Origin of the sequence: Ilumatobacter sp. (assembly GCF_041688325.1) — a bacterium.
In the GTDB taxonomy this organism is placed as follows: domain Bacteria; phylum Actinomycetota; class Acidimicrobiia; order Acidimicrobiales; family Ilumatobacteraceae; genus Ilumatobacter_A.
Genome location: NZ_JBDNIJ010000379.1, coordinates 1 through 14,458, shown reverse-complemented (window position 1 = coordinate 14,458; position 14,458 = coordinate 1). Strand labels below are relative to the sequence as shown.

Below are 14,458 nucleotides of genomic sequence, written 5' to 3'. Positions count from 1 at the left end.
GAGCCGACCACACAGGTGAGAAACCCCAACGCGTCAGGCGACCCCTTGTTCGCTGTGTGGGCTCAGCGTCCGACGACTTCGCTCAGCCGGGCCGGTGACAAGCACGACGTCGGGTGAAGCAGCGCGTTTCAGCCGGTTGTTGCTGTTTGGGCTGCGAAGATCCCGCTGTCCCACACGTCCGTGCGCTTGGTGATCAAGCCATCCTCGACGGTGAACCACATGACGCCCGGGATGTCGATCGGCATGCCGTCGTACAGCGCTGTGAAGTCGTTCCGCACGACAACCTGGGCGTGTGCCGCTGTGCCCTGCTCGACGAGCTCAAGCACCGCGTACCTCCGGTCAACGAACGTCTCTAAAAAGTTGGGGAGCCGTCGGCGGTACTCGTCGATGCCGACGCAGCTCGACGCGATCGAGCTGAGATGCTCGTTGTGGAACCCAGGAGCGACAAAACCAGCAATCTCATCGGGATCGCCTCGTGAGAAGGCATCCAAGTAGCTGGTGACAACGTCGGCTGATGTGCTCATCGCCACGGAACGCTATGCCGTCCAGGTCGCTGACGCGAGATCTTGGGCCCATACTTTGGAGGATGCAGATCATCCGAGGAACCGTCGTCACGATGAATCCGCAACGCGAGATTCTGACCAATGGGGCAGTCGTTGTCGACGGCGCCATCATCGCCCTGGTCGACAACTTCGACACCATCCGCACCATCTACCCAGAATCGGTGGTGACGGGGTCGCCCAGTGATCTCGTGCTCCCGGGATACATCAACGGACATCAACATCTCACGGGGGATCGGCTTATCCAGTCGTCGATTCCCGACAATCTCGCGCCCGGCGAAGCAATCTTCACCTGGGTCGTGCCGGTCCACGCCGAGCACACCGGCGACGACGACGAACTGTCCGCCACGCTGACGCTGGCCGAGTCGTTAACCAACGGCATCACCACAACGTTCGAGGCCGGTACCGTTGCGCACCCCGACCGAATTGCACGAGCGGCCGAACGAGTCGGCGCCCGCCTCACCATCGGAACGTGGGGATGGGATATCGAGCACGGACCGTTCACCGGATCCGTCGACGAAGTGATTGAACGCCAGACCACAGCGCTCGACCTCGTCACGGGCCCGCTTGTGTCGAGCTGGGTCACCCTTGTCGGCCACGACCTGATGTCAGACGAATTGGTTGTCGCCGCAACCGCACTGGCCCGCGAGCGCAAGGTGGGGATGACTTTTCATCTTTCACCTAGCACGAGCGACACCGACAGCTATGTCGCCCGAACCGGCCTCAGCCCACTCGTCCATCTTGATTCACTCGGCGTGCTCGGGCCACACCTGGCGATCGGCCACGCGGTGCACATCGATGACGCCGAGGTCGACCTCCTGATCGAGAGACGTTCCGCCGTCGTGTCATGCCCGTGGGCCTACCTGCGCTTGGGCCAAGGGCTATCGCGTGAGTTCCGACATCTCGACATCTGGCAACGGAACGGTCGAATTGCGCTGGGGTGCGACGCAGAAAACGCCGGCGACATGGTCGATGGAATCCGCGCCGCCGCCCTGTTCACGGGTATGGCCAAAGAACGCGATCTCGACCCAACGGTGTTCGGTGCCCACGATGCACTGGAACTTCTCACAATCCGCGGCGCCGAGGCACTCGGTATCGACGGCTTGGTCGGCTCGATCGAGGTCGGCAAGCAGGCCGATCTGGTCGTCCACGATCGGACCCGAGTCGAATGGATCCCGCCAAGCCCTGATCCAGTCCTCCAGTTGATCTGGGGATCCGACGGGAGGTCGGTTCGCGATGTGTATGTTGCCGGCCAACACGTTGTTGCCGATGGTGAACTCGTCACCGTCGATATTCGTGCGCTCACCGACGATGCCGTCGCAGCAGGCGCAGCGTTGCGCAAGCGAAGCGGCATCGAATCAGTTTCGAGATGGCCACGCCGCTAGTTGGCAAGCAACTCCAACACGCGCTTGCTGCCCTCGATGGTTTCGCGCAAGCCGTCGTACATCGTCCCTCGATTGACCGCCGCCAAGTTGCAACTCACCCCTGCGAAACCCAGGGCTTGCAAGTCGCGGATTTGGTCGGTGCACTGCTCGGGGGTGCCAACGACGGCGAACTTCCGAGTCAAGTCAGCATCGATGAGGTCAAGCATCTCCGGCGGGTCGTAGCGGTTCAAGTCGAAGTACCAGCCGGTCGCATCATCGAGGGTAGCCACGATCTTGCGCCGACGATCCGGATCGACAGGCGGCCCATAGTCGCCAAGGATGTCGAGGTAGTGAGCGGCAAATCGCTTGACGCTGTTCACCGCCAACTCCTCATCGTCAGACACGCAGAGTGTCACGCGGGGCAGCACTTCGATCTCGTCGACATCGCGTCCGGCTCGACCGGCACCTTCAGCGAGCCATCCTCGATAGCGCGCCACGATCTCGGGCGTGAGGTGCCGTGCGCCGACGAGCGCAATGTCAGCGATTTCGCCTGCGAGTTTCATCACGCCCTCGCTTCGCGTGCCGATCGCGATCGGCACAGCCTGCGCAGGCGGCCGGATGAGGCGCGCCCTGTCCAACTTCACCACCTCGCCATCAAGCGTCACCTCGTCGCCAGCAAGGAGGCCGCGCATTGCTGTGATCGACTCACGGAGTGTTTGAACTGGGCGGGGGTAATCGATGCCAAGTTCTTCGAGCCCGGCACCAACACCGATCCCGCAGAAGGCTCGGCCACCAGACAACTCCTGCAGTGTCGCCAGTGCACTTGCGTGGGCCGCCGGGTGTCGCGTGTACGGGTTGGTCACCATGGAACCAATGTGGATCCGTTCGGTACGCGCTGCGATGAGTGCCTGCAATTGATACGTGTCGGGCCAGAGCGCGACACACGAAATTCCTAGGCGATCGAAACCAGCCTCTTCCACGAGACAGCCGAGGTCGACGACTTCCGCCGGTGCCATACCCGGCGTGATCTCAGCTTCGAAGGTCATGCCATACCTGTCGATCGACCGGCCTAGAGCAGCGGCCACTTAGATTTGTCGGGCAAGCCAGAGCGAGCCGTAATCGCCTCACCGGCCATCTGACAGCGGTTGTAGAACGTGGCTTCGTCAATCGTGGTCATTTGACCGTTCTCGACGACCTTGGCACCATCGACAAACACCGTGTGCACACCGCGCCCGTCGGCAGACCACACGAGTTGGTTCGCCACGTTGAGCAGCGGTCGCCACTCGGGCCGATCGGTGTCGTGCAACACAATGTCGGCGCGCTTGCCGACCTCGAGTGAGCCAATGGTGTCTTGCATCTGCATGGTCTTGGCGCCGCCAAGCGTGGCCATCTCGTAGGCCATCTCAGCCGGGAACATCTGCGGGTCCTGACGAGCGTCTTTGAACAACCCGGCCACCAAATACGTTGCCCGCATGAGGTCGGAGTAGTTCGATGCGTTGTTGCCGTCGGTGCCGATGCTGACGTTGATCCCCAGCTGCACCATCTCGGGAAACTTGCCGACCTGAGTGACCCCGTAGCTGACCTTCAACGCGGTTGTCGGGCAGTGTGCGACGTTGACGCCCATCTCGGCCATCACCGCGAGTTCCTGGTCGTCGATCTGGACACAGTGGGTGATCGCCACGTCATCACGCAGGATCCCCAGTTCGGCGAGGTGGATCATCGGGCGCTGGCCGAACTCGGCAATAAAGCCTTCAGGATCCATCTTCGCCGGCGACATGTGGAAGCTCATGCCGGTGCCGTGCTCGTCGGCCAACTCGCGCGCTGCCTTCCAGAGGGGATCCGAGGCTGTGGTGTGGCCGACCAGGGTCGACCACGTGCCTACCCTGGCGTCGGGAACCGAGCCGTGGTCGACCAACTGCTGCTGCAACATGTTGATTGCTGCATCGGTGTTCTGTTTATAGACGTCCGGTTCTGGGGGAAGGTCCCACACCCAATTGCCGACTCGCCCGCGGATACCGACTTCCACGAGGCCGTCGATGACCTCGTCAAGGAACCGGATCGTGCCCGCTTCGAGAAAGGTCGTCGTACCGGACTTCAACATCTCGACCGCCGCGAGCTGCGCCGACAACCGTTCCTCTTCAGCGGTGTGGACGGCATAGAGCGGGCAGAGCCACATGAACACATTCTCTTCGAACGGAGTGTCGTCCGGGACGTAGCCCCGTGTCAACGGTTCGCCCGTGATGTGAATGTGAGTGTTGACCATCCCAGGCGTCACAACGAAACGGTCGCTCCCGACGGTCTCTTTCGCTGTGTACAGCGCTTCAAGGTCGGTCTGCTTACCGACGTCGACGATTGTGTTCCCACGAATTGCGACTGCGCCGTGGCGAATCACATCACGGGTCGCGTTCATCGTGACGACGTGGCTCCCAATGATGAGGGTGTCGATCTGTTCGGTCATGAAGTCTCCAGACTCTGGCGGGGCTTACTCGCAATGAAACTCTGTTGAAAACCGATCGGCTCGACGAGCCGAACGTCAACGAAACCTGCAGCACGGATCCACTCCGAGAATTCTTGGTGCGTGAAGCACAAGCCCTTTTCAGTGCTGGCCATCATCGTGGTCCCCATGATGACAGCGTGCTGATTGAGTTTGCGTTCGATGTCGGTGAAGTAGTCAGCAAGAACGAGTCGACCCTCTGGCTTGAGGGCCAAGAACGCTCGCTCGATCATGTGTTGAGCACCAGCCGCACCTTCGGTGCGGCAGATGTGGCCGAGCACGACGATGTCGTAACTTGCGGGCTCAATGTCAATCATGTGGAAATCGCCAGGGCGGAACTCACAACGTTCGATCACCCCGTGCTCAGAGGTTTTGGCTTCGGCCACACCGATGACACCGGGGAGGTCGTTGATCACCGCTGAGCCGCCGGGACATCCGTTGAGCATCGCGATGGCCCAGGGCGCGCCACCGGCTCCGAGGTCGAGAATTTTGGGCGCCCGCATCGCTGAGTAGCGGATCTTCAGATCGGCACGAGTCGCACAACGGAACATCGTCGTGAACGTTCCCTCGACCAAGGGAACGTAGAAAGCTGCGGCATTGTCTTCGATCGGGGTGGCAGGACGGCCGTTGCGAACCGTGTCGGCAAGCCGGGTCCAATTCTCGTGGGGCCCGGGCGCCATCGGAATCAGGTCGGCCATTGACGCGGGACCGTCGGACACCAAGTAGCGCTTCGCCGCATCATTGAGTTCGTAGATGTCGGTGAACTGGTCGAGGAGTTCGAGGGCGACAACCCCGTCGAGGAGCGCTCGAACATGATCGACGGGCGAATCGAGGGCGAGGGCAATGTCTTCCACCGGCGACGGGCCCAGCCGCTGCAACGTGTCGAAGACGTCGAGCTCAAGCGCTGCAAGCAAGATGTAATAGCGGCCAAGGCCTTCGATCGCGGCCCATACCGGCGCCGCCGGAGGCGGCTTGTAGTCGGTCCACGGGCGGCCCGCGTGGGCCATCGTGTGTGTCTTCTTCATCTCCGGATACGGAGCGTCGCGCGGTTCGTGCATGCTGATCGAAGCCCCTTAGGGCTTCAGCACAATCTTGCCGAAGAAGTCGCTCTGCATCATCTTGTCGTGTGCCTGACCTGCGTCGGCAAGACCGAACTCGGAATCGATGACGACCTCGAAGCCAGCGCCGCAGAACATGTCCCAGACCGGGCCGAACTCTTCAGGTCGGTACGGGTCAGAACCGAGGATCTTGATACCCGAATGGAAGAGATAGCCCAGCGAAGGAATCGTTGCCTCGTCGCCCGAGGAGTTGCCGCAACTGACCAAGCGCCCGTGTACCCCGAGACCGAACAGCGAGGGGCCGAACAGGGCCGTGCCAACGTGATCAAACACCATGTTGACCCCGGCACCATGCGTGACCTCGCGGGCAAAACCGGCGACATCGGTAGTTCGGTTGTTGGCCACGTAATCTGCGCCGAGCGCCAATGCGCGCTCGCATTTTTCGTCGGTTCCGGCCGTGGCGAGCACGGTGGCGCCAGCCTGTTTGGCCAGCTGGATGCCCGCCGTCGACACACCTGAACCGGCGGCGTGGATCATCACGGTCTCGCCGGCCTGCAGTTGACCGACATCGAACAGCGCGTGCGCAGCGGTCAGGAACGCTGTCGGAAACGTTGCGGCGTGTTCGAGAGGCATGGCGGCGGGCACGAGGTACACGTGCGAAGCCGGGACGAGACACTTTTCGGCATAGCCCCCCGCAACGGTGCCTCCAATGATGCCGAGGTCTCCGTACAGATCGCCACGGCCAGCGAGCTTCGAGTTCTCTGCCACACCCGCAAGCGACGGATCGACGACGACACGGTCACCGACCGACACATTGGTCACGGCATCGCCCACGGCTGAAACAGTTCCGGCGATGTCCATGCCCGCGATGTGCGGAAATTCGAAGCCCGGCATCTGGAACCAGCCGGCGCGCTGGACGAGGTCGAGTCGATTCAGTGACGTCGCAGCCACGTCGACAATGACATCGCCCGCGCCCGGTTCGGGGTCGGCGACGTCGATGAACTGAAAAACCTCGGGGCCTCCGACTTCGGTGTACAACGTCGCTTTCATCGGTGATCTCCGTACTGTCCGTCGGTTGCGCTCATCTACTGCTGGACTCTATGGTAAGACCAACAGACCAACACACACGAAATGTGCGCACAACATGTTCTTCATCTTCTGCTCCCCACCTCGTTCGGCCGCCGCTCGTGAGTAGCTCTCCGCTTGACGGATGCTGGTACGCCGTTGCGATCAGTGCAGCCATTGGCGACCAGCCCCACCCCATCGAAGTGCGCGATCGGGCGTACGTGCTGTGGCGGGGCCCGGATGGGACACTTATTGCGGCCGCCGACCGGTGTACGCATCGAGAAGCCAAACTGTCGCTTGGCACGGTCACCAATGGCTGTCTGCGCTGCCCGTACCACGGGTGGGCCTTCGGCGACCGAGGCCGATGTGTCGGCGTCCCCTCACCAGGCCCAGGGGCAACGATTGCACCCACTGCTCACCTGAGTCCGCTCTCGGTCACCGAGCGCTACGGGCTGGTCTGGTTCTGCCCGGCCGAGCCCACACAACCGGTTCCGCACCTCGGAGTCGACGACGACAGTTCGTTCACCCGTCTCAACACCGCAATGGAGGTCTGGAACTGCTCGGTCACGCGGATGATCGACAACATGCTCGATGTCGCACACTTCCCGTATACGCACGCCGGAACTTTTGGGCGCGAGCAAGAACGGACCGTTCCCAACTTCACCCTTGAGCAGCTCGACGACACGTTCCACGGCTACACCTACTCGGTCACGGTCAACAACGAAGGAGAAGCGAAGTCGATGTCTGGCGGTGGTGACGACGTCATCCAGCTCGACATGTCGACGGGGTTCGCGCTCCCCTTCTCGGTGCGCAGCACCATGTCGTACGAGAACGGGATCGAACAGACGCTGTTGATGACCGCATCGCCCATCAGCGCGGAGCGCAGTTACTTCACCTTCGTACTCTGGCGCAATGACGACGTCTCAACAACGGGCCAGCAGATCGTCAACTTCGAGCGAGAAGTGGCTCGCGAGGATCGCCAGATGCTCGAACAGTTCCCAGGGGAGCTCTCGCTCGATCGTGGAGCGCTCGTTGACGTGCAGTCCGACAAGGCGTCCCTCGAATGGCGTCGCCGCTACAGCGCGTTGATCAACCCGGCGAGCTGAGCTACTTCATCGCTCATCGTTCCCTACTCGTTCCCTACTCATTGCCTACTCCATTGCTGCCGCGGCTTCATACCGGCTGACGAGCCAGGTGTTGAACTGCGCGAGCACACCCTCCTGCCAGGCGTAACGACCTCGCGGGGCGAATCGGGACTGCATGCCGAGTTGCACCGACACGTTGGTCGGCATGTCCTGCCGGTTGAAGTTCGACACGCCAGCAATGGCCTCTTCGAGGGTGTCACCGAAGTCAGGCAAGTCGATCGTCGAGGCCGGAAAGATGTACGCCATGCTCAACGCGTGGGTGGTCGGGCCGGTGGGGTCAACGTAAAACCAAAACGCAGAGTCCGACTGGAACCCCATGAGGAGCGACGGCGCGACCAGAGCGAAAACGACGCGCTGGCGCTCTTCGAGCGTGGTCCCAGGCAACGGCGGGAAGAGCGCCTTGAACGTGGGGTTGAATCCGCCATCCGGCTCGACGGTCTCGTTGCAGCCGAACATCGCGACATCGCCCGGGTCCGGATCGGAGTACCAGGCCCCTGACGACGGGGCGAAGTCATGGATTCCTTGATGCAGCCGACTGTTGTGGTACATCTCCATGAAATTCTCGATCATGATTTTCCAATTGAACGGGACGTAGGGAATCGTCACCGGGTCAACCGTCACGAGCGACTCAACGGCGTAGTTCGCGAGCACTGCGTCGAGCTTCGCCAGGCGCGGAGCAAGGGGCTCGGCATCCGAGTCGAAGTTGGTAAAGACGAAGCCGTTCCAGATTTCGACGGGCAGGCTCGGAAGCTGGACATCGGCCATGTCAAAGCCGGGCGTCTTGCTCATCTCGGGCGCGCCGATGAGTTGGCCGTCGAGGTCATAGACCCAGTAGTGGTATGGGCATCGGAACTGACGCGTCGTCCCCGACTCAAGATCGGGCGGGTCGAGCATGTTGTCGTCTGTCCTGTCGACCGATGCCGTGATGCACATGGCTCGGTGCTGGCACACCGCCGACATGACACGAATCGATTCGTCCTTCGAGCGCACGACGATCAGCGGTTCGCCAGCACGCGTGACCGAGAGGTAGTCACCGACCCCAGGAATCTGCTCCTGGCGGCCGACGCACAACCAATCAGCGCCAAACACAGCGTCCATTTCGAAGCGGTGAAACTCGGGGTCGGAATACACCGCCGGAGGCAGGCCGACCGCCTTCGTAAACGAGCCGCTCGACTTGAAGAGGGAGTCGACTGTAATGCCAAGTGGTAAGACCATCAGACCACAGACTAGTTTGCAGGGGTACTGCACGCCATCAAAGGGGCACCATGACTTATCCCAACACACTCGTCTTCGTCGACTTCCCGTCCGACGATGTCAACGCGGCACGCGCGTTCTATGCCGAGGTCTTCAATTGGGAAGTCGAAGATCGGATCGCCGACGTCTTTGCACGCATCGTCCCTGGTCAAAATCAAAAGATCGACGACGGTTCGCAGGGGCCGAACGGCAACCTCCACATGGGCATCTCAAACGCAGCCGACATGCGCCCGCGTCCGCCAAGTGCGCCGCAGGAACCCACGAACCTCAGCGGGCCCGGCCGGTCGATCCGAGCCTGGATCCTGGTCAGTGACGACGACACCTTCGAGCGCATCCTCGAAACTGCGGTCCGCCTTGGGGCCACAGAACTGTGGCGCGACCACTTCTGGACCGACTTCGGTGGGGCGAACGCATCGTTCATGGACCCATGGGGCAACCAGATCATGCTGTGGGCACACCTCGATGGCGTCGAAGTCGACCCAGATACCCACGAAGTCATCGGCGACACTCCGCTTCCAGAGGGCTGGACCATCGAGTAGCCATTCAGGATCGGATGCTCGCCACCGCTGCACACAATGCGGGGCGGTTCGGCCCAACAGCGAGCAACATCACCACATCGTCGGACACAGGAAGCCACGCGGCACGGCACCCGTCGAGCGTCGTCACACGCGAGGCTCCTGCGTCGACGCCGACCAGCACTTCAGACAGAACGTGCCGAGCATTGCCCACCGACACCACGCTGCCTGACCCGGCAACGTTCGGGCCGAACGTCTCGTCGTGGTGGACGAGTGGGTGCCCGCCACGTTCGACTCGCAACACCAGTCGCAGGCAACCCGAGGATTCATCCGATCGTCCGAGAGAGATCTCTTCGACGACCCGACAGGTCGCCGACTCATCGAGATCGACAGTCGTGGTGATGGTGTGGTCGGACCCAATGACTGACACCGTCGGTTCGCCAACCCACTCCAGGTGGGCGTCCACACCAACCGTGCAGCGCGTTGCCATCGTCGACGGCGCACCTGTCGGGCCCGGCAGCACGATCGTTGACGCCACGGTTCCGATGTTGGCACGCGCACCTGCACGGACTGCGATGTCGAGTGAGAGCTCGTCGCCACCTACTGGCGCTGCCGCGGACGCAGCAATCAGAATCCGTTCACCACACTGGCGAATGCTGAACGGCGGTTCTGAGTACGACGACTGGAGTATTGATCGCGACGCTCCCTGACCGCTGGCGACGACAATCGAGCCGTGGCCCTTCACCGCCGGCGCGCCGCAATCTGAGCTGTCACCCATTCAGCAACCTCACGTGCACCTGATTGATCAACCAGCGACGTCGGGATCACTGGCCGACCATCGCGCCGGTCTCGCGCATCGCTCAACATCCGATCGACGTCAGACCCGACGTACTGCGCAAGGTCAACCTTGTTGATCACCAACAGGTCAGCCATCGCAACACCAGGGCCGCCTTTGCGCGGGACGTCATCACCGCCAGCGGTGTCGAGCACGAAGATCTGCACGTCAACCAAGCCTCGGCTGAAGATCGCTGTCAAGTTGTCGCCACCAGACTCCACCAGGGTGAGATCAACATCGCCATGCAATTTCTCCAGTTGCTCAACCGCATCGAGGTTGGCCGCGATGTCATCACGAATCGCGGTATGCGGGCAGCAGCCGGTTTCGACCGCGACGATGCGCTCCGTCGGCAGGGCAGCTGCCTCGCTCAGCGCGTCAGCATCTTCGGAGGTGAAAATATCGTTGGTGACGACCACGATCGACAGCCCGTCGCGCAAGAGCGCACACAGCGCGCCGACAAGTGTCGTCTTGCCCGAGCCGACCGGGCCGCCGATGCCGACGCGCAGCGCGCGTCGGGTCTCGACATCAGCGCGGCCAAGCGGCGCCGAGTCCTGGAGGAAATTGTCATGGGGGATGTCGTGTGGGGGCATGTGTCTCGATTCAGGCAACGAACAGGCGGGCGTCCCAGCGCCCGTGATCTTCAGCAAGGATTTCAGTCAGCGAGCCACCGCACGCGGGAAGTTCGGCCACTGGCGCCGTGGCCCACGAATCGGCATCAACCATCCATTGATCGACCTCGCGTCCAACACGCGCCTGCGCTGCAGCCACCGTCATCGGATCGAGGCCCAGCAGCCGGATCGCGGCAGACGTGACCGCTGCGGCCAGATGGTGGAACGACAACGCAGCAGCATCGTGCGGCGTGCCGCCGGCGGCGGCGACGAATGCACCGAGAACCACCGGCTGGTGTGCACCAGATGGAGACCGTGCGACCACGTCGACAATGGGGCCGCTCCAGACCGTCGAGCCGGCGCGCAACATCTGGCGGCCGAACCGTCGGCTGGCGTCGCGTAGCTTTGGCGACGGGACGCGCGCCGAGTACTCGGCGTCGATCTCGGCAAGCAACGCGTCAGTCGGATCAGTCAACGCGGCGACATGGGCACAGAACGCAGCGTCGACCTTTCCAGTCGTCGCGAGCCGACCGATGAGATACCGCTCGAGCGTCGCATCGTCGCGCACATCACCAATGCGGGCGGCTGCTTCGACACCCGCTGAGTTCGTGTGGCCGCCCGCCGGGAACCGACCGTCGATCAGCATCATCAGCGCCGAGTTCACGCGTCGCCCGCCGTCAGTCGTGCCATCCGTAGTGCCATCAGTACAGGAAGTACCGCTGGGCCATAGGCAACGACTCGGCTGGCGATTCTGTGATCAAGTCACCGTCGATGCGCACGGCGAACGTGTCCGCATCGATCTCGATGTCAGGCATCGCATCGTTCAGCGTCATGTCGACCTTGCCCACGCTGCGCGTGTTCGCAACGGGTACGAATCGGCGCCGCACGTTCAGCCGATCGGGGAGGCCATCATCGAGCGCGGCGTCCGAAACCCACGCAAGCGAGAGCCCAGGGGCAACACCGGGAGCAGCACCGAACATCGGCCGGGGGAGCTGGGGCTGTGGCGTGGGGATCGAAGCATTGGCATCGCCCATTTGCGCCCAAGCAATCATCCCGCCCTTGACCACGACGTGCGGTCGCACACCAAAGAAAGCCGGGTCGTACAGGACGAGGTCCGCAAGCTTGCCGACCTCGACGGACCCTACGTCGGCTGCCAGGCCGTGGGCGATTGCCGGACAGATCGTGTACTTCGAGATGTAGCGACGGGCTCGCAGGTTGTCACCAGGGCCGTCAGTTGCATCGCCGATCGACAGCGCTCCTCGACGCAGCTTCATCACATGTGCGGTTTGCCAGGTCCGCAGCACCACCTCGCCGATACGACCCATTGCTTGACTGTCGGAGCCGATCATCGAGATCGCTCCCATGTCATGGAGGATGTCCTCGGCAGCAATCGTCGACGGCCGGATACGGCTCTCGGCGAACGCCAGGTCCTCCGGCACGGAAGGGTTCAGGTGGTGGCAGACCATCAACATGTCAAGGTGTTCAGCAACGGTGTTGACCGTGTGCGGCCGAGTCGGATTGGTCGAAGACGGGAGCACATTGGAGTGCGACGCGACTTTCATGATGTCTGGGGCGTGGCCGCCCCCGGCGCCTTCGGTGTGGAACGTGTGAATCGAACGCCCGGCAATCGCGGCCAACGTGCTCTCGACATAGCCAGCCTCGTTGAGGGTGTCGGTGTGGATTGCGACCTGCACTCCCGACGCGTCGGCAACGGTCAAGCAGGCGTCGATCGCGGCGGGCGTAGTGCCCCAGTCTTCGTGCAACTTGAACGCTGCTGCCCCGGAACGCAACTGCTCCCACATTGCTTCAGGATTGACCGTGTTGCCCTTGCCCATCAGGGCAATGTTGATCGGCCAGTGATCGAGGGCTTCGAGCATCCGCTCGAGGTACCACGATCCCGCCACGGTGGTGGCCTTGGTGCCTTCGGCAGGCCCGGTCCCGCCACCGATGATGGTCGTGACTCCTGAGGTCAACGCCTCGTCGAGCAGTGTTGGCGAGATGAGATGGACGTGGCAATCGATGGCTCCGGCGGTGAGGATCTTGCCGTTCCCGGCGAGGATCTCGGTCGAGGGCCCGATGACAAGCGCTGGGTCAACACCGTCCATCGTGTCGGGGTTACCGGCTTTGCCGATCCCGACGATCCGTCCGTCTTTCACACCGATGTCGGCCTTCACGACACCCCAGTGGTCGAGGATCACCGCACCGGTGATGACGAGGTCAGGTGCTCCTTCAGCGCGCGTTCGTGTCGACTGCCCCATCGACTCGCGAATGACCTTGCCGCCGCCGAAGACAGCTTCGTCGCCACCTGAGCAGTAGTCCTCGGTGACCTCGATCCACAGCTCGGTGTCGGCGAGCCTGATGCGGTCACCCTTGGTCGCCCCGTACAGATTGCGGTAGCGAGATCGATCGATTCGGCTCACGACAGATCCGTTGGTTCGTCGAGCCGACCAGCGGTCTCGCCCCGCAGACCCGGTATCACTCGACCACCCACGAAGGGGACGAGGTCGACATCCGTGGCGATGCCCGGTTCGAATCGAATGGCTGTTCCCGCAGGTACGTCGAGCCGACGGCCATGGGCCAGCGGGCGATCAAACCGGAGCGACGGATTCGCCTCAGCAAAGTGATAGTGCGAACCGACCTGAATCGGGCGGTCCCCACCGTTTTCGACACGCAACGTCAAGACGTTCCGCCCGACATTGATTTCGATCGGGACGTCAGGGCCTGCAATCTCTCCAGGAATCATTCGCTCACTCCGATCGGGTTGTGCAGCGTGACGAGTTTGGTCCCGTCGGGAAACGTCGCTTCGACTTGGACGTTGCTCATCATTTCGGCAATGCCTTCCATCACGTCACCGCTCGTGAGCACGTGACGGCCTGCGTCCATCAGATCGACAACGGTCCGTCCGTCGCGTGCAGCCTCAAGGACCCAATCGGTCAGGATCGCCACCGACTCGGGATAATTGAGCTGCAGGCCGCGGGCCATCCGGCTGCGGGCTACGTCTGCGGCCACGTGGATCAAGAGTTTTTCTTGTTCGTGCGGTGTGAGATACATGTGGGCCCTTGAACGTGATGAGTCAGCGGTCGAGAATCGAATGCGCTATGCCGGCGTGGCAACCAACCGTGCCGTCGACAACTTGTGTAATGCCAAGGTCGCTCGCCACCGAGGCGAGCGAGTATGCCTCGTCCATTGTGAAACCGCCTTTGTCCACCATGAGTTTGAGCATCTGTTCTGCCGCCATTGCCATCGCCGTGCCGAGGCCGTCGACGCCCTCCTCAGGGCCACCGGAGAAGCCGTGGGTGTACCAGTGGGTGTCGGTTCGGAGTAGCGGGGCTGCAACCGGCAGGTCATTGGCCAACGACAATCGCAGCGTGACATCCAGCGACGCCTCGATCGCGGTGCCACAGATCTCGCCGTCGCCTTGGGCGAAATGCGGGTCTCCGACATAGAAGCCAGCACCCTCATGAAAGACCGGGTAGTGCACAGTGGCGCCCGGGCCGAAGCGCCAGTTGTCGACATTTCCGCCGAACACGCCAGGCGGGATGCTGCTGACCCGGCCACCT

The 14,458-nt window shown here is 62.3% G+C and carries 16 protein-coding genes; 3 read left to right on the top strand and 13 right to left on the bottom strand.

Features of this window, described 5'->3' with window-relative positions:
• Positions 1 to 128: 128 nt before the first annotated feature.
• Positions 129 to 524, bottom strand: a complete 396-nt coding sequence (locus tag ACH2EI_RS19290; RefSeq protein WP_395157130.1) for a nuclear transport factor 2 family protein — start codon at positions 522 to 524, stop codon at positions 129 to 131.
• Positions 525 to 586: 62 nt separating this feature from the next.
• Between ACH2EI_RS19290 and ACH2EI_RS19285 the strand changes: the two genes are divergently transcribed.
• Entirely contained in the window at positions 587 to 1,945 is a 1,359-nt protein-coding gene (locus tag ACH2EI_RS19285) for an amidohydrolase family protein (protein ID WP_395157132.1), read from the top strand.
• Here ACH2EI_RS19285 and ACH2EI_RS19280 read toward each other — a convergent pair.
• Genes ACH2EI_RS19280 through ACH2EI_RS19265 form a run of 4 tightly spaced genes read right to left on the bottom strand, consistent with a single transcriptional unit; the run spans position 1,942 to position 6,526 of the window.
• The gene (locus ACH2EI_RS19280; protein ID WP_395157134.1) at positions 1,942 to 2,970 is read right to left on the bottom strand and encodes an LLM class flavin-dependent oxidoreductase; all 1,029 of its coding nucleotides are present in this window, start codon (positions 2,968 to 2,970) and stop codon (positions 1,942 to 1,944) included. The genes ACH2EI_RS19285 and ACH2EI_RS19280 overlap by 4 nt on opposite strands.
• 23 nt (positions 2,971 to 2,993) lie before the next feature.
• Positions 2,994 to 4,382: an amidohydrolase family protein gene (locus ACH2EI_RS19275; RefSeq protein WP_395157136.1), complete on the bottom strand. Its 1,389-nt coding sequence runs from the start codon at positions 4,380 to 4,382 to the stop codon at positions 2,994 to 2,996.
• A complete protein-coding gene (locus ACH2EI_RS19270; RefSeq protein ID WP_395157138.1) occupies positions 4,379 to 5,476 on the bottom strand; it encodes a methyltransferase in 1,098 nt (365 codons plus the stop codon). The genes ACH2EI_RS19275 and ACH2EI_RS19270 overlap by 4 nt, the downstream gene beginning before the upstream one ends.
• Before the next feature lie 15 nt (positions 5,477 to 5,491).
• Positions 5,492 to 6,526: a zinc-binding dehydrogenase gene (locus ACH2EI_RS19265; protein ID WP_395157140.1), complete on the bottom strand. Its 1,035-nt coding sequence runs from the start codon at positions 6,524 to 6,526 to the stop codon at positions 5,492 to 5,494.
• Positions 6,527 to 6,663: 137 nt separating this feature from the next.
• Between ACH2EI_RS19265 and ACH2EI_RS19260 the strand changes: the two genes are divergently transcribed.
• A complete protein-coding gene (locus ACH2EI_RS19260; protein WP_395157142.1) occupies positions 6,664 to 7,647 on the top strand; it encodes a Rieske 2Fe-2S domain-containing protein in 984 nt (327 codons plus the stop codon).
• 45 nt (positions 7,648 to 7,692) lie between these two features.
• On the opposite strand, the gene ACH2EI_RS19255 is transcribed toward ACH2EI_RS19260, so the two are convergent.
• Positions 7,693 to 8,901: an aromatic ring-hydroxylating dioxygenase subunit alpha gene (locus tag ACH2EI_RS19255; RefSeq protein ID WP_395161201.1), complete on the bottom strand. Its 1,209-nt coding sequence runs from the start codon at positions 8,899 to 8,901 to the stop codon at positions 7,693 to 7,695.
• 50 nt (positions 8,902 to 8,951) lie between these two features.
• Between ACH2EI_RS19255 and ACH2EI_RS19250 the strand changes: the two genes are divergently transcribed.
• Positions 8,952 to 9,479, top strand: a complete 528-nt coding sequence (locus tag ACH2EI_RS19250; RefSeq protein WP_395157146.1) for a VOC family protein — start codon at positions 8,952 to 8,954, stop codon at positions 9,477 to 9,479.
• A 4-nt stretch (positions 9,480 to 9,483) separates the two neighbouring features.
• Here the strand turns inward: ACH2EI_RS19250 and ACH2EI_RS19245 are convergent, their stop codons facing one another.
• From ACH2EI_RS19245 to ACH2EI_RS19215, 7 genes are all read right to left on the bottom strand, one after another.
• Positions 9,484 to 10,233 (bottom strand): urease accessory protein UreD, encoded by a 750-nt coding sequence (locus ACH2EI_RS19245; RefSeq protein ID WP_395157148.1) that lies wholly within the window; start codon positions 10,231 to 10,233, stop codon positions 9,484 to 9,486.
• Positions 10,197 to 10,880 (bottom strand): urease accessory protein UreG, encoded by a 684-nt coding sequence (ureG, locus tag ACH2EI_RS19240; RefSeq protein WP_395157150.1) that lies wholly within the window; start codon positions 10,878 to 10,880, stop codon positions 10,197 to 10,199. The genes ACH2EI_RS19245 and ureG overlap by 37 nt, the downstream gene beginning before the upstream one ends.
• A gap of 10 nt (positions 10,881 to 10,890) precedes the next feature.
• A complete protein-coding gene (locus ACH2EI_RS19235) occupies positions 10,891 to 11,562 on the bottom strand; it encodes an urease accessory protein UreF (protein ID WP_395157152.1) in 672 nt (223 codons plus the stop codon).
• 37 nt (positions 11,563 to 11,599) lie between these two features.
• On the bottom strand, positions 11,600 to 13,318 hold the full coding sequence (locus ACH2EI_RS19230; protein WP_395157154.1) for an urease subunit alpha: 1,719 nt from the start codon (positions 13,316 to 13,318) through the stop codon (positions 11,600 to 11,602).
• Positions 13,315 to 13,641 carry an urease subunit beta gene (locus ACH2EI_RS19225; RefSeq protein WP_395157156.1) on the bottom strand — a complete coding sequence of 109 codons (327 nt, stop codon included), beginning with the start codon at positions 13,639 to 13,641 and terminating at the stop codon, positions 13,315 to 13,317. The genes ACH2EI_RS19230 and ACH2EI_RS19225 overlap by 4 nt, the downstream gene beginning before the upstream one ends.
• Positions 13,638 to 13,949, bottom strand: coding sequence for an urease subunit gamma (locus ACH2EI_RS19220; protein ID WP_395157158.1), 312 nt, complete (start codon positions 13,947 to 13,949; stop codon positions 13,638 to 13,640). Before ACH2EI_RS19220 ends, ACH2EI_RS19225 begins: the two co-directional genes overlap by 4 nt.
• A gap of 22 nt (positions 13,950 to 13,971) precedes the next feature.
• Positions 13,972 to 14,458: acetamidase/formamidase family protein (locus tag ACH2EI_RS19215; protein ID WP_395161199.1), on the bottom strand; the 487-nt coding region annotated here is incomplete at its 5' end.

Excerpts from the sequence above, each read along its gene's own strand:
- ACH2EI_RS19285 (WP_395157132.1), top strand. The coding sequence starts at position 587 with ATGCAGATCATCCGAGGAACCGTCGTCACGATGAATCCGCAACGCGAG.
- ACH2EI_RS19255 (WP_395161201.1), bottom strand. The coding sequence starts at position 8,901 with ATGGTCTTACCACTTGGCATTACAGTCGACTCCCTCTTCAAGTCGAGC.
- ACH2EI_RS19245 (WP_395157148.1), bottom strand. The coding sequence starts at position 10,233 with ATGGGTGACAGCTCAGATTGCGGCGCGCCGGCGGTGAAGGGCCACGGC.
- ACH2EI_RS19275 (WP_395157136.1), bottom strand. The coding sequence starts at position 4,382 with ATGACCGAACAGATCGACACCCTCATCATTGGGAGCCACGTCGTCACG.
- ACH2EI_RS19270 (WP_395157138.1), bottom strand. The coding sequence starts at position 5,476 with ATGCACGAACCGCGCGACGCTCCGTATCCGGAGATGAAGAAGACACAC.
- ACH2EI_RS19225 (WP_395157156.1), bottom strand. The coding sequence starts at position 13,641 with ATGATTCCTGGAGAGATTGCAGGCCCTGACGTCCCGATCGAAATCAAT.
- ACH2EI_RS19250 (WP_395157146.1), top strand. The coding sequence starts at position 8,952 with ATGACTTATCCCAACACACTCGTCTTCGTCGACTTCCCGTCCGACGAT.
- ACH2EI_RS19265 (WP_395157140.1), bottom strand. The coding sequence starts at position 6,526 with ATGAAAGCGACGTTGTACACCGAAGTCGGAGGCCCCGAGGTTTTTCAG.
- ACH2EI_RS19280 (WP_395157134.1), bottom strand. The coding sequence starts at position 2,970 with ATGACCTTCGAAGCTGAGATCACGCCGGGTATGGCACCGGCGGAAGTC.
- ACH2EI_RS19290 (WP_395157130.1), bottom strand. The coding sequence starts at position 524 with ATGAGCACATCAGCCGACGTTGTCACCAGCTACTTGGATGCCTTCTCA.
- ACH2EI_RS19220 (WP_395157158.1), bottom strand. The coding sequence starts at position 13,949 with ATGTATCTCACACCGCACGAACAAGAAAAACTCTTGATCCACGTGGCC.
- ureG (WP_395157150.1), bottom strand. The coding sequence starts at position 10,880 with ATGCCCCCACACGACATCCCCCATGACAATTTCCTCCAGGACTCGGCG.